The sequence below is a fragment of the Kribbella sp. NPDC048837 genome, assembly GCF_055586945.1.
Genome location: NZ_JBVJHF010000005.1, coordinates 124,056 through 136,697 on the forward strand (window position 1 = coordinate 124,056; position 12,642 = coordinate 136,697).

Sequence of the window (12,642 nt, forward strand, 5' to 3'; positions counted from 1 at the left end):
CGCGCTTCAGACGGAGGCGTCGTACTGCGTCTGGGCCTCGGTGATGGCCGGGAGGTGCTCCTCGGCCCAGTTGCTGACGGCGGTGATCGGCTCGATCAGGGACTCGCCCACCGGGGTCAGAGCGTAGACGACGCGGGGTGGGATCTCGGCGAAGACCTCCCGGGTGACCAGGCCGTCGCGCTCCAGCCGGCGCAGCGTCTGGGTCAGCACCTTGGGCGCCACCCGGCCGATCCCGTCGCGGAGCGCGGTGAACCGGAGCGGGCCGTCCCGGAGCAGCAGGACGGCGAGCACCGTCCACTTGTCGCCGATCCGGTCGAGGATGACGCGGGTCGGGCAGTTCGGGTCGAAGACGTTGCCGCGCTCATTAGTTACCACAAGGTACTTATAGCACGTTGAAGTAGCCAGTTACCAATAGATACCGTTGCCGCGACATCAGCCAGTCGAGAGGAACGGTTATGAAGATCGCGGTCTACGGAGCGAGCGGCATGGTCGGCAGCCGGGTCGCCGCGGAGGCGGTGGGCCGGGGCCACGAGGTCGCCGGCATCACCCGCTCCGGCTGTGCGTTGCCGGACGGTGTCCGGGCGGTGCGGGGGAGCGCCAACGACATCGCGTCGGTGAAGGAGACCGCGGCGGAGGCCGACGTACTCGTCGCCGCGATCGGCCCGAGCCGGACCGGCGGTGACCACCAGGACTACCTCGACGCGATCGACACCCTGGTCGCGGCGGTGCGCGGCACGGCGACCCGGGTGCTCGTGGTCGGCGGCGCCGGCAGCTTGGTTGTCAACGGCAACCGGGTCGTCGACGGGCCGGAGTTCCCGGCCGAGTACAAGGCCGAGTCGCTCACCGTGTCGCAGGCGCTGGAGAATCTCCGCGCCAGCGACATCGACTGGAGCATGCTGTCCCCGGCCTTCGTGATCGCGCCGGGCGAGCGCACCGGGACCTTCCGGCTCGGCCTCGACGAGCCCGTCGGCGACCACATCTCCGCCGAGGACTTCGCCGTCGCCCTGGTCGACGAGCTCGAGAAGCCGGCGCACCAGCGCCGCCGTTTCACCCTTGGCTACTGAACGGCTTGCCCAGGTACCCGCGGGCGATCATCGTCACCCATTGGTAGACGGCGTCCTCCGCGGGTGCCAGGGGGCCGGGCCGGAAGTGCGGTGACTCCGCGCCACGCTGGACCGACTCGCACGCGGCCCAGTCCTCCCGGTTCGTGACGTCCCAGAACTCCACGGCGTACGACGGGTCCGTCACCTCGGCGGGGAAGTACCAGGAGCATTCGATCGCGGTCAGTCCGGGCGCGCGGGGCTCGAGGCGGTGGGTCATCACGTAGTCCGGGTGCAAGGAGAGCAGCAGGTTGGGGAAGAGCCCGAGGTAGTTCACCCGGCGCGGATCCACGCCCGGCAAGGGGATCCCGGCCGACCGCCCGTCGAGCGACATGGTCTCGGCCTCCGGTCGCAGGTCCATCAGTCCACCGACCCACGCGCCGGGGAGGTTCCAGTTGTCACCCGAGGTCGGCGGCGACACCTTGCACAGCTCGGGGTGGATCAGCGGGCAGTGGTAGCACTCGTGGTAGTTCTCGACGATCGTCTTCCAGTTCGACGCCACGTCGTAGGAGTGCCGCGCCTTCAGGACAAGGGTCTCCGGGGCGTACGGCGCGACCAGTTCGGTGATCCCGCCGAGATGCTCGGCGAACGACGTCGCCGTACCGGTGGCGTTCACGAACAGCCAGCCGTGCCACATCTCCGCGGGCAGCTCGACCAGGTTGTACGGCGTCGGGTCGAAGGTGTCGCCCATCCGGGGTGCGGCCTTCACCGCGCCGTCGAGCTCGTACGACCACCCGTGGTACGGGCAGACCACGGCCCGCCGATCGCTGGTCTCGTCCCGCCGGAGCAACTCGTGGCCGCGGTGCCGGCAGGTGTTCGCGAACGCGCGCGGCCGATCGCCGAACGTCAGCACCACGGCGATGTCGCCGATGGTCACCGCGCGATGCGTCGTACTCGCGGCCAACTCGTCGACCCGGCCGAGACAGGTCCAGCTGCCCGCGAAGAAGTGCCGGCGTTCCCACGCGAGGACGGCGGGATCGACGTACGCCTCGCGCGGCAGCATGACGGATTCACCATGCGGCCGCAGCGAGGCCTCCAGAGCGCGGGCATCAACGGGAGCGTTCGCCATCTGCCCACTATCGGCTGTGTACGGCGTGCCCCGCTACTGCAACGAGGACACGTACTGGCCGAGGACGTAGTCCCAGCCGGTGTCGTAGCCGGCCCGGGCGCGGGCCGCGTCAGGCCGGCGCTCCCAGCCGGAGTGCACGAGTTCGACCTCGGTGCCGGTGTCCGTCGGGGTGAACGAGACAGTCACGTGTCCCGCCTGCTGGGGATCGCTGCCCGGGTGCCAGGTGAAGCTAACCGTCTTCGGCGGATCCCAGTCCGACACCGTGCCCCAGGTGGCGAGCTCGCCCGCGTCGCCGTACTCGACGATCCGCCCGCCGACAGCTCCCTCGAGCCGCACCTCGCGGGCCTGGTCCTCGCCCACGGAGTGCGAAGGCAGCGGCCACCAGGCCGACATCTCGGCCGTGAACACCTCGAACGCCCGCTCCACACCCACCGGCACGACAACCTTCTTCACCAGCGGTGCGATCTCTTGCTCCACAGTCATCCCCGCTCCTCCTCGGTCCGTTCGATGTGGTCGGCGTACGCCTGCAGAGCGTCACCCCAGAACTGATCCAGCCAGTCCCGCAGCTCGTCGAGACCGGCCCGATGGATCCGGTAGATGTTCCGCGTCCCACGTGATTCGTGGCGCACCAGTCCGACCGCGCCCAGCACCTTCAGGTGCTGCGAGATCGCCGGCCGGCTGACGGGCACCTGTTCGGCCAGCACGCTGACCGAACAGGGCCCGCCCCGCCGCAAAGTCTCCAGAATTACCCGCCGCGTCGGATCTCCCAGTGCGTCCAGCACCGGGCCCGCGGTCTGCAGTGATTCGTAAGTCCCCACGAACGGTAAGTTGCCACTAACCAAGGCTGGAGTCAAGCCTCAGTCGAACGGGTCGAGGATGAGGCCGGCCTGCTGCGGGTTGCCGTCGTGCACGAGCGCCTCGTGGTTGCCGACGTCGTCGAACGCGAAACCGTACGCCTTGCCGTCCGCCATCTGCGCGTGGATCGCGCGGGAGTACTGGTTGGTGACCGCGTCCTGGTAGAAGTTGCCGTTGTCCGGGTCCGGCTGGTTCGGGTTGACCAGCAGGGTCGAGCGGTTGAAGCCCGCGCACAGGGTGCGGGAGATCGGGCCGCGGACCTGGTCGTTCGGCGCGTCGAGCAGGCCGGCGCAGCCGAAGATGCTGGCCGAGTTCGGCTTCTGGAACGACGTCACGGTGGCACCCGAGGCGTTGGTGAAGTTCATGACGTTGCCGGAGACGCGACCGAAGTACTTGATGCTCGGCTGGTCGCCGAACGGCGTGACGGTGAGCGTCTCCGAGCTGTACTTCGCCCAGACGCGATTCACGTAGTCGTCCAGCACGGTGGCGGGGAGCGCCCCGGTCTCGACGCCGTACAGCGGGGAGAGGGCTCGCAGGACCGAGCCGTCGGGTGCTGCCTGGATCAGGTTCGCCCAGCCGCCGGACTGGCCGCGGATCGCGTTGTAGAGGGCGTTGTAACCGCCGGGCTTCAGATGCCCCGTGGTCCTGGTGCTGCCGTCGGCCGCCGTCACCGAAACGGCGTACGGCGCGGAGACCATGTCCACCTGGGTGCTGTTGATCCAGATGCCGGAGTCGTTCAGCGTGTACTCCGACCAGTGGAACAGGATGTTCCGGTTCGGATCGCTCGGATTCTGTACGGCGGGCTGCACCAAGCCGCCCGTGGTCAGCTTGAAGACCAGCTTCTGCCCGTACGAGAAGTACACCCGGCCGGAGAACTTCGGCATCCGGATCGTGACCGACTGCCCGTTGGCCGGCCCGGCGATGGACGCGTCCGGGGCCGGAGTCGGCGGGTTGCCGCCGGCCGGCCAGGCATGGAAGTTGCCTGCGGCATCGGCCCAGCCCTGCTGCCCGGTCGCCAGGTTGGTGCCCAGGTTGTAGAGGTAGACCGCGTCGCCACGGCCGGAGTTGTTGGTGATCGTCAACGGAATGGTGGCCGGGACCGCTTGGGCCGGCCGGTCGATGGTCGCGGTCAGGACGCCGGCCACGCTCACCGCGGCCGCGACGAGCGCCAGCACTCGAGTTCTGATGCGCACAGTTCCTCCTCTGGTCAGTCCCTACGAGAAGGCGATGCGCCGGCCGGCCCACCCACAGCACCACCAGGCAGCAGCGGCACCCGAACCGGCGCTCAGGTCGCAACGGCGAGGGACGGTAGACCGCCGTACGACCGAGAGAGCGCTCTCATCGTTCCCCAATCCGGCCCCCTGCTGTCAACAGCCCACCCGTGTCGGGTTTCCGACAGCGATTCGCCGGAAACTGTCGGTGGGCTTCGGCACTATCTGTGACATGACGGGTACGACGGTGTTGCTGGTGCTCCTGTTCCTCGTGGTGGGGCTGCTGCTCGGGGCGGTGTTCGGCGTGCTCTGGGTGCGCGGGCGGGACGGCGCCCAGCTCGCGCGGGTGACTGCCGAGCGGGACGCGGCCGAGGATCGCGTCGTCGAGCTCACGCAGGAGCGCACCGCGGTCGGGCAGCAGATGGGTGGTCAGGCCGTCGTGAAGGAGGCGCTGGATCGCCTGCACGCACAGCTGAACCAGCTCGAGCAGGGCCGGGCGGCGTGGCAGAGCCAGCTCCATCAACAGGTCAACGAAGTGCGGATGAGCGGCGAGGCCTTGCGGCGCGAGACCGCGTCGCTGTCGACCGCGCTGCGCAAACCGCAGGTCCGCGGCCGCTGGGGTGAGCTGCACCTGCGGCGCACCGTCGAGCTGGCCGGGATGGTGGCCCACTGCGACTTCACCGAGCAGGCGACGACGTTCGGCGAGGACGGTGTCCTGCGGCCGGACCTGGTGGTGAGACTTGCCGAGGGCAAGAATCTCGTCGTCGACTCGAAGGTCCCGCTGGCGGCGTTCCTGGAGGCGGCCGAGTCGGATGACGCCGGGTTCCGCGAGGAGCGGTTGCTCGCCCATGCGCGGCACCTGCGGACGCACGTGGACCAGCTGGCGGCGAAGGCGTACTGGACGCGGCTGTCCCCGTCACCGGAGTTCGTCATCCTGTTCGTGCCGGGGGAGTCGTTCCTGTCCGCGGCGCTCGACGTCGAGCCGTCCCTGCTGGAGTACGCCGCCGAGCGCCGGGTGATCCTGGCGACGCCGACGACCCTCATCGCGACGCTGCGGGCGGCGGCGTACGCGTGGAACCAGTCGGCGCTGACCGAGTCCGCGCAACAGGTCTTCGAGCTCGGCCGCGAGTTGTACGACCGGCTGAGCGTCATGGGCGAGCACCTCGGGCGGGTCGGGCGCTCGCTGACGTCCGCGGTCGAGGCGTACAACGGCACTGTCGGGTCGTTCGAGCGCCGCGTCTTCATCACCGCCCGCAAACTCCGCGACCTGCACGTCACCGAGGCCGAGCTCACCGCGATGGAGTCGATCGAGGCCTCGGTCCGGCCGCTCACCGCACCGGAGTTCCTGGCCGTCGAGGACACCGACACGAGGAGGTGGCCGCCCTCCCAGACCGGCTAGCAGTCCATCGCGGGGAACTCGTAGCCCTGGGTCTTCAGGATCGGCAGGACCTGGTCGAGGGCCGCGACCGTCTGGGCGCGGTTCCCGCCGCCGTCGTGCATCAGGATGATGTTGTGGTTGTGCGCGTGCGTGAGGATGTTGTGCACGATCGCCGCCGTGCCGGGGCGGGCCCAGTCGCGCGGGTCGACGTCCCACAGCACCTGGACCATGCCGGCGGCCTTGATGTCCGCGCGGACCTTCGGGTTCGACGCGCCGTACGGCGGCCGGAAGCAGGTCGACTTCGGTCCGTCGAAGATCTCGTGGTGCCGCTTGGCGGGCGAGATCGCGGTCAGCTGCGGGTGCGTGATCGAGTGGCTGCCGATGGTGTTGCCGGCGGCAAGCACCTGCTCGCGCAGACCCGGATGGGCCGCCTGCATGGAGCCGAGCTCGAAGAACGTCGCGTGCGCGCCGTGCTTGGCCAGCACCTGCAGGACCTTCGGCGTCCAGTACGGGTCCGGTCCGTCGTCGAAGCTCAGGAACAGGACCTTTTTGTTGCCTACGGCAAGTGCCGCGGTCGGGTTCGGTGCCGGGCGGCGCGGGGTCGACGGCGGGGCGTTGACCGGCGTCTGGGTCGGCGTCGCGGACGGGGTGGCCGACGAGGTCTGCGTGGTCGCGGCGGCCGGTTTCGGAGGCCGTGAATGCCCGAGCGCCAGGGCCAGCAACGATCCGGCGACGACGGCCATGGCCACCCCGGTCGCGACGAAAGCTGCGAACTTTCGGGACATGATGCTCCCTTGCAGATCAGGCGGATGTTCCCCAGTCGCTCCCGCTCAGGAGCCTCACACGGAAGGAGACGCGTCACTCCTCGCTCTGGTTGGCGTCCCCGTGTTGCGGTGAGATCTCGACTGTTGCGGGCGCGCCCCGGTGGTACAGCCGGCCCTCGAGGGACTTCACGCTGGCGACCAGGACGAAGCTCATGCTGACCAGCAACGACCACGCGCCGAACTTCTGCGGGTGCACCAACTGCCACACGTCGACCTGGTCCGGGTAGTTCCAGGCATCCAGGAACGTGCCGAAGTTCTCCGCGATCCACAGGAAGAAGCCGATCAGCGCGAACGACAGCGCGAGCGGCATGCGGTACCGCCGTACACCGACCGTGTAGAAGACCCAGGTACGGCGGAGTACGACGAGCAGCCCGAGGGCGATCGGGATGCGCAGGTCGGGGAGCCAGTGGTGGGTGAAGAAGTTCGCGTAGATCAGCAGCGCGAGGATCGTGGTCTGGATCGGCCGGTAGCCGCTCACCCGCAGATCGAAGCGCCGCCAGGCCTGACAGAGGTAGCTGCCGACCGCGGCGTACATGAACCCGGCGAACAGCGGTACGCCGCCGAACTTGGTGACCGCGTCACCCGGGTACTGCCACGACCCGATCCGCACCTTGAACAGCTCCAGTCCGAGACCGACCAGGTGGAACCCGAAGATCACCGCGACCTCACGCCACGTCTCCAGGCGGACCACCCAGAACAGCAGGGTCAGACCGAGGCAGTAGATCAGCAGAGCGTCGTACCGGGCGATCGGCAGCTCGACGTACTTCGAGATCGCGAGGCCGGCGAACAGGAACGCCGGGAACAGGCACGAGACCAGCTCGAGCCATCCGAACCGCAGGAATTGCAGGCAACTGAACACGAAGCGTGAGGAGGATCCGGTGCGCAAGGTCCAAGTGGTCACAGACTGGAGACGTTGCTTGCACCGAGCTGGTTGGGACGGATAGATGAATCGGCAAGCGATGGGGAGGTGCCGATGGATCCGAAGGTGGTCTACGAGACGGACCGGCTCGTCGTACGTGACTGGGTGGACGCGGACGAGGACCGGGTGTTCGACATCTACCGGCGCTGGGAGGTGTCCCGGTGGCTCGGCGCCGAACCACGCGTGATGACCGACCGCGGTGCGGCCGCCAAGGTGATCGAGCGGTGGAACGAGCGCAACCAGAACCCGCCGTACGGCGTCTGGGCCGTCGAGGAGCGCTCGACGGCCACGGTCGCGGGGACCGTCCTGCTGGTGCCGCTGCCCGAGCCCTCCGACGGGACCGCGAGCAAGGGCGAGATCGAGGTCGGCTGGCACTTCCACCCGGACGCGTGGGGCCGCGGCCTGGCGACCGAGGCGGCGCGGGGCGCGATCGCGCACGGGTTCAAGTCCGGTCTCGGCCAGATCTACGCCGTGGTCCGGCCCGGCAACGTCGCCTCGCTCGCGGTCTGCCGCCGCCTCGGCATGCGCCCCATCGGCCGGGTGAGTCGCTGGTACGGCGCCGAACTGGAAGCCTTCCTCATCTGAATTGGGGTACGGGGCTGTTCCCCGCGTACTCTTGACGCCCGTGGCACTCACCATCGGAATCGTCGGGCTCCCCAACGCGGGCAAGTCCACCCTGTTCAACGCACTGACCAAGAACGACGTGCTCGCCGCGAACTACCCGTTCGCGACCATCGAGCCGAACGTCGGGGTGGTCGGCGTCCCGGACGCCCGACTGGGCAAGCTGGCCGAGCTGTACGACTCCGCGAAGGTGATCCCCGCCACCGTGCAGTTCGTCGACATCGCCGGCATCGTCCGCGGCGCGTCGGAGGGTGAGGGGCTGGGCAACAAGTTCCTCAGCCACATCCGCGAGTCCGACGCGATCTGCCAGGTCACCCGGATGTTCCGCGACGACGACGTCACCCACGTCGACGGCAAGGTCTCGCCGGCCGACGACATCTCCACCATCCAGACCGAGCTGATCCTGGCCGACCTGCAGACCGTCGAGAAGGCGATCCCGCGGCTGGAGAAGGAAGCCCGGCTGAAGAAGGAGAGCGCGGTCGTGCTCGAGGCGGTCCGGGCCGCGCAGAAGCACCTCGAGGCCGGTACGCCGATCATCGCGACCGACGTGGACCGGGACGCGATCCGCGAGCTCATGCTGATGACGGCCAAGCCGTACCTGTTCGTCTTCAACTGCGACGCCGACGAACTGTCCGACGAGCCGCTGAAGCAGCAGATGCGGGACCTGGTCGCGCCGGCCGAGGCGATCTTCCTGGACGCGAAGTTCGAGGCTGAGCTGGTCGAGCTCGGCGACGAGGACGAGGCCCGCGAGATGCTCACCGAGATGGGTATCGAGGAGCCCGGCCTGGACGTGCTGGCCCGGGTCGGCTTCGACACCCTCGGCCTGCAGACCTACCTCACCGCCGGGCCGAAGGAATCCCGCGCCTGGACCATCAAGCGCGGCGCCACCGCCCCCGAGGCCGCCGGCGTCATCCACACCGACTTCCAGCGTGGGTTCATCAAGGCCGAGATCGTCTCCTACACCGACCTGATGGAAGCCGGCTCCATGAACGCCGCCCGCTCCGCCGGCAAGGTCCGCATGGAGGGCAAGGACTACATCATGCAGGACGGAGACGTAGTCGAATTCCGCTTCAACGTCTGAGAAGAACCCCCTTCGGGGGGTTGGGGTGGGGACGGCGATGTAGTGGAGTTCCGGTTCAACGTGTAGTTGCTTCGTAGATGGTTCGGGCGGCTTCGCGGACCAGGGTGGTTAGTTCGGGTGGGGCCAGGACTTGGGCGTTGCCGGCTTGGGCGAGGACGGCGGCGCAGGCTTCGTGGGGGTTTTCGAGGTCGGTGTGGATGATCCACCAGCCGTCGGATTCCGGGTGCATGGGGGCGGTGGGGCGGAAGCGGCGAATGGCGTGGTCGCGGACGCGGAGGACGATCGGGTACGACGGGCGGCCGGCGCGGAACTCTCGTTGGGACTCGGCCCAGTAGCCGGCCAGGTCGAAGCCGGGTGGTCTGGTGAAGTTCTCCACCGTGAGACTTGCCGAGGTCAGGCGGCCCAGGCGGTAGGTGCGGAGTTGGCGGTCGGGGCGGGCTGCCACCAGGTACCAGGTGCGGGCTTTCGCTACCAGGCCCAGCGGCGCGACCGTGAAGGGGTCGGTGCGGTCCGCGTAGGTGATGGTGATGCGGCGTTCCTCCCACACGGCTTCGCGGCAGAGGTCGAGCCAGCGGGGTGCCTCGCGGCGGTCGTCCCACCCGGCGTGATCGATCAGGAGTCGTTGGCGCGCGTACTCCGCCTCCCGCCGGGTGCCCTCGGGTAGCGAGGCGATCAGCTTCGCCACAGCCTGGTCGCTCGACGCGTCCAGTCCGAGATCGGCCAGCACGTGGGCGGTGGCGCCGACGAAGACCGACATCACCTCGGACGGCGTCAGGCCGGTGAGCCGGCTGCGGTAGTCGGGGAGGAGGGCCCAGCCGCCGCCCCGGCCGCGGATCGAGTAGACGGGCACGCCGGCCAGGCTGAGTGCGTCGAGATCGCGCTGCACTGTCCGTGGCGAGACCTCGAGGGTGTGCGCGAGCTGGTCGACCGTCGACTGACCACGGGTCTGCAGGTGCAGCAGCAGTCGGAGGAGCCGTTCGGCGCGCATGGTTCGACTATGGCAGGAAAACAAGCCGTCAGCTGGCGTCTTTTCTTCCTACGGTCGGCGCATGACTGTTGTCGAGGTCGACGAATTGACCATGTCCTACCGCGCCCCGGTCCGCAAAGGTGGCCTCCGGGCGGCCCTGGGTTCCCTCGTCCGGCGTGAGTACCGAGCGGTGCAGGCCCTCGATCAGGTGACGTTCGCGATCGAGCCGGGTGAGGTCGTCGGCTTCATCGGCCCGAACGGCGCCGGCAAGACGACCACGATGAAGATCCTGTCCGGGATCCTGCACCCGACCGGCGGGCGGGTCCGCGTGCTGGAGTCCGTCCCGTGGCAACGACATTCCGGCTTCCTCAAGCGGATCGCGTTCGTCCGCGGCAGTCAGCCGGTCGGCGGCTCCCAGGAACTGACCGTGCTGGACGCACTGGAGTACCAGCGCCTGCTGTACGACGTACCGCGCCCGGACTTCCGCCGTACGCTCGCCGAACTGGAGGAACTGCTCACGCTGGGACCGCTGCTCGAGCGGCAACTGCGGGCACTGAGTCTCGGCGAGCGGATGCGGATCGGGCTGGCGATGGCGCTGATCTATCGCCCCGAGGTGCTGTTCCTCGACGAGCCGACCATCGGGCTCGATGTCACCGCGGGCAGCCAGATCCGCGAGTTCGTCGCCGACTACGTGCGGCAGACCCACGCGACCGTCCTGCTGACGAGCCACTACATGGCCGATGTCGCGTCGTTGTGCCCGCGGCTGATCCTGATCGATCAGGGCAGCGTCGAGTACGACGGACCGCTCGCGGAGTTATCCGCACGACTGTCGCCGTACAAGCTGATCCGGATCGCGGCGCGTGGGGACAGCGGCTCGCTCGGGGAATTCGGTGAAGTGGTCGAGTCGGCCGAGGGACAGTGGGTGCTGCGGGTCCGGCGGGACGAGGTCGCGCAGACGACGGCCCGGTTGCTGCAGGCGCTCGAGGTCGTCGATCTGTCGGTCGAGGAGCCGCCGCTGGAGAAGGTCATCGACCGGGCGTACCGCGAAGGCGTGCGATGAGGACGGCGCAACTGCTGGGATTTCGCGTCCGTCAACAGGTGCTGGAGTGGTCCGGCGCCTGGTGGTTCCTGCTGACTCTCGTCGTCCAGGCGGTGGTCGCGCCGTTGATCGGGTTGTTCATCTGGTCGGCGGTGTATCCGGACGATCCGGCGATCGCGCGCTATTACGTGGCCATCATGCTCGTGACCTTGATGACCGAGTCGTTCGAGCAGCACACGTTCTCCGGCAAGATCTACGACGGCACGCTCAGCCACGAACTTCTGCGACCGCAGCCGGTGGTGATCGGCGTCCTCGGCGAGAATCTCGCCGTCCGCGGCTGGCTGACCCTGCTCGGCGCGCCGATCGTGCTGCTGACCGGGATCGCGCTCCGGGCCGGCTTCGACTGGCGATCGGTGCTGCTCAGCCTCCCGTGCGTCGCCCTCGCGGCGGTGCTCGTCTTCCTGTACACGTTCCTGTTGTCGATGACGGCGTTCTGGACCGATCGCGTCCATGCGGTCGTCGGATTCGGCGGCCAGGTGAGCTTCCTGCTCGGTGGTACGGCGGCCCCGATCAGCCTGCTCCCGGACGGGTGGCGCCGGATCGCCGAACTGTCGCCGTTCTACGGCATGAACGGACTACCGGCCGAGATCGCGTCCAGCACGCCGTACGACGGATCGCCGGCCAGGGCGCTCGGGTATCAACTCGTCTGGGTGGTCGTGTTCGTGGTCATCGTCGCGGCAGTCTGGCGAGCCGGCGTACGGCGGTACACGGCGGTGGGATCGTGAAGCTGCTTCGCCTGCTGGGTGCGGGCTTCTCGATGTCTTTGCGACGGAGCGTCGCGTTCCGGATCAACCTGGCCTTCGATGTGCTGCTGGCGTTCACGGGTCTCGGTACGGCGGTGGCCGCCGTACTGATCGTGTTCACCCGGGCCGACACGCTGGCGGGCTGGTCGAAGGCGGAGTTCCTGGTGCTGATCGGGACGTACCAGCTGATCACCGGGCTGCGCGGGACCTTCATCGATCCGAATCTGTCCTGGTTCCCGGAGAACGGGATCCGCAACGGCAAGCTCGACGGGTATTTGTTGCAGCCGGCATCGAGTTTGTTCCTGGCGAGTCTGTCGCTGTCGTCGCCGTTGGCGTTGATCCAGGTTCTGCTGGGGATCGGGGTGCTCGGGTGGGGCCTCGGGGCGGCCGACGAGTCGCCCGGTCCGGGTGGCGTGGTGAGCTGGGTGGTGCTGGTCGTTGCCGCGTTGGTGGTGACGTGGGCGCTGAGCGTGTTGCTGGCCTGTCTGGCGTTCTGGGCGCCGAAGTTGCAGCTCGATGTGTTCTACCACTCCGCTTGGCAGCTCGGCCGGTATCCGACGGATGTGTTCGCGCGGCCGATCCGGGTGCTGCTGACGTATGTGTTCCCGATGGCCCTGATCGCGTCGGTGCCGACGGTCGCCCTCCTGCGCGGACCGCAGGTTGGTGTGCTGGCGGCCGGGGTGGCAGCGGCCGCGGGTGCCGCGGCGCTGGCAACCCTGGCGTGGAGAGCCGGCCTACGCCGCTACACCGGGGCGACCTCTTAATCTGTTGGCCG

15 protein-coding genes are annotated in these 12,642 nt (G+C 68.6%); 7 read left to right on the forward strand and 8 right to left on the reverse strand.

Going from position 1 to position 12,642, the window contains the following annotated elements:
* Positions 1 to 6 precede the first annotated feature (6 nt).
* Positions 7 to 375 carry a winged helix-turn-helix transcriptional regulator gene (locus ACZ6O0_RS24005; RefSeq protein WP_465767201.1) on the reverse strand — a complete coding sequence of 123 codons (369 nt, stop codon included), beginning with the start codon at positions 373 to 375 and terminating at the stop codon, positions 7 to 9.
* 80 nt (positions 376 to 455) lie between these two features.
* On the opposite strand from ACZ6O0_RS24005, the gene ACZ6O0_RS24010 reads away from it, so the two are divergent.
* Positions 456 to 1,064, forward strand: coding sequence for an NAD(P)-dependent oxidoreductase (locus tag ACZ6O0_RS24010; protein ID WP_465767202.1), 609 nt, complete (start codon positions 456 to 458; stop codon positions 1,062 to 1,064).
* Here the strand turns inward: ACZ6O0_RS24010 and ACZ6O0_RS24015 are convergent.
* From ACZ6O0_RS24015 to ACZ6O0_RS24030, 4 genes are read right to left on the reverse strand one after another with little or no spacing between them, the layout of a single operon-like run.
* A complete protein-coding gene (locus ACZ6O0_RS24015) occupies positions 1,048 to 2,169 on the reverse strand; it encodes an aromatic ring-hydroxylating oxygenase subunit alpha (RefSeq protein WP_465767203.1) in 1,122 nt (373 codons plus the stop codon). The two genes, ACZ6O0_RS24010 and ACZ6O0_RS24015, sit on opposite strands and share 17 nt — an antisense overlap.
* Before the next feature lie 33 nt (positions 2,170 to 2,202).
* Positions 2,203 to 2,652, reverse strand: a complete 450-nt coding sequence (locus ACZ6O0_RS24020; RefSeq protein ID WP_465767204.1) for an SRPBCC domain-containing protein — start codon at positions 2,650 to 2,652, stop codon at positions 2,203 to 2,205.
* The gene (locus ACZ6O0_RS24025; RefSeq protein WP_465767205.1) at positions 2,649 to 2,987 is read right to left on the reverse strand and encodes an ArsR/SmtB family transcription factor; all 339 of its coding nucleotides are present in this window, start codon (positions 2,985 to 2,987) and stop codon (positions 2,649 to 2,651) included. The genes ACZ6O0_RS24020 and ACZ6O0_RS24025 overlap by 4 nt, the downstream gene beginning before the upstream one ends.
* Before the next feature lie 39 nt (positions 2,988 to 3,026).
* Positions 3,027 to 4,217, reverse strand: a complete 1,191-nt coding sequence (locus ACZ6O0_RS24030) for a glycoside hydrolase family 64 protein (RefSeq protein WP_465767206.1) — start codon at positions 4,215 to 4,217, stop codon at positions 3,027 to 3,029.
* 250 nt (positions 4,218 to 4,467) lie between these two features.
* Here ACZ6O0_RS24030 and ACZ6O0_RS24035 point away from each other — a divergent pair, with 250 nt between their 5' ends.
* Positions 4,468 to 5,634, forward strand: a complete 1,167-nt coding sequence (locus ACZ6O0_RS24035) for a DNA recombination protein RmuC (protein ID WP_465767207.1) — start codon at positions 4,468 to 4,470, stop codon at positions 5,632 to 5,634.
* Here the strand turns inward: ACZ6O0_RS24035 and ACZ6O0_RS24040 are convergent.
* Entirely contained in the window at positions 5,631 to 6,398 is a 768-nt protein-coding gene (locus ACZ6O0_RS24040; protein ID WP_465767208.1) for a polysaccharide deacetylase family protein, read from the reverse strand. The genes ACZ6O0_RS24035 and ACZ6O0_RS24040 overlap by 4 nt on opposite strands.
* Positions 6,399 to 6,471: 73 nt before the next feature.
* Complete coding sequence (locus ACZ6O0_RS24045) at positions 6,472 to 7,338, reverse strand: DUF817 domain-containing protein (RefSeq protein ID WP_465767209.1); 867 nt, start codon at positions 7,336 to 7,338, stop codon at positions 6,472 to 6,474.
* A gap of 72 nt (positions 7,339 to 7,410) precedes the next feature.
* Here ACZ6O0_RS24045 and ACZ6O0_RS24050 point away from each other — a divergent pair, with 72 nt between their 5' ends.
* Together ACZ6O0_RS24050 and ychF are read left to right on the forward strand one after the other, a co-directional pair.
* Positions 7,411 to 7,941: a GNAT family N-acetyltransferase gene (locus ACZ6O0_RS24050; protein ID WP_465767210.1), complete on the forward strand. Its 531-nt coding sequence runs from the start codon at positions 7,411 to 7,413 to the stop codon at positions 7,939 to 7,941.
* A gap of 40 nt (positions 7,942 to 7,981) precedes the next feature.
* Positions 7,982 to 9,058, forward strand: a complete 1,077-nt coding sequence (gene ychF, locus ACZ6O0_RS24055) for a redox-regulated ATPase YchF (RefSeq protein WP_465767211.1) — start codon at positions 7,982 to 7,984, stop codon at positions 9,056 to 9,058.
* A 55-nt stretch (positions 9,059 to 9,113) separates the two neighbouring features.
* Here the strand turns inward: ychF and ACZ6O0_RS24060 are convergent, their stop codons facing one another.
* The gene (locus tag ACZ6O0_RS24060) at positions 9,114 to 10,046 is read right to left on the reverse strand and encodes a helix-turn-helix transcriptional regulator (protein ID WP_465767212.1); all 933 of its coding nucleotides are present in this window, start codon (positions 10,044 to 10,046) and stop codon (positions 9,114 to 9,116) included.
* A gap of 61 nt (positions 10,047 to 10,107) precedes the next feature.
* Here ACZ6O0_RS24060 and ACZ6O0_RS24065 point away from each other — a divergent pair, with 61 nt between their 5' ends.
* The 3 genes from ACZ6O0_RS24065 to ACZ6O0_RS24075 are packed head-to-tail and all read left to right on the forward strand — an operon-like array spanning position 10,108 to position 12,631.
* Positions 10,108 to 11,085 carry an ABC transporter ATP-binding protein gene (locus tag ACZ6O0_RS24065; RefSeq protein ID WP_465767213.1) on the forward strand — a complete coding sequence of 326 codons (978 nt, stop codon included), beginning with the start codon at positions 10,108 to 10,110 and terminating at the stop codon, positions 11,083 to 11,085.
* A complete protein-coding gene (locus tag ACZ6O0_RS24070) occupies positions 11,082 to 11,849 on the forward strand; it encodes an ABC-2 family transporter protein (protein ID WP_465767214.1) in 768 nt (255 codons plus the stop codon). The genes ACZ6O0_RS24065 and ACZ6O0_RS24070 overlap by 4 nt, the downstream gene beginning before the upstream one ends.
* Positions 11,846 to 12,631 (forward strand): ABC transporter permease, encoded by a 786-nt coding sequence (locus ACZ6O0_RS24075; protein WP_465767215.1) that lies wholly within the window; start codon positions 11,846 to 11,848, stop codon positions 12,629 to 12,631. The genes ACZ6O0_RS24070 and ACZ6O0_RS24075 overlap by 4 nt, the downstream gene beginning before the upstream one ends.
* Positions 12,632 to 12,642 lie beyond the last annotated feature (11 nt).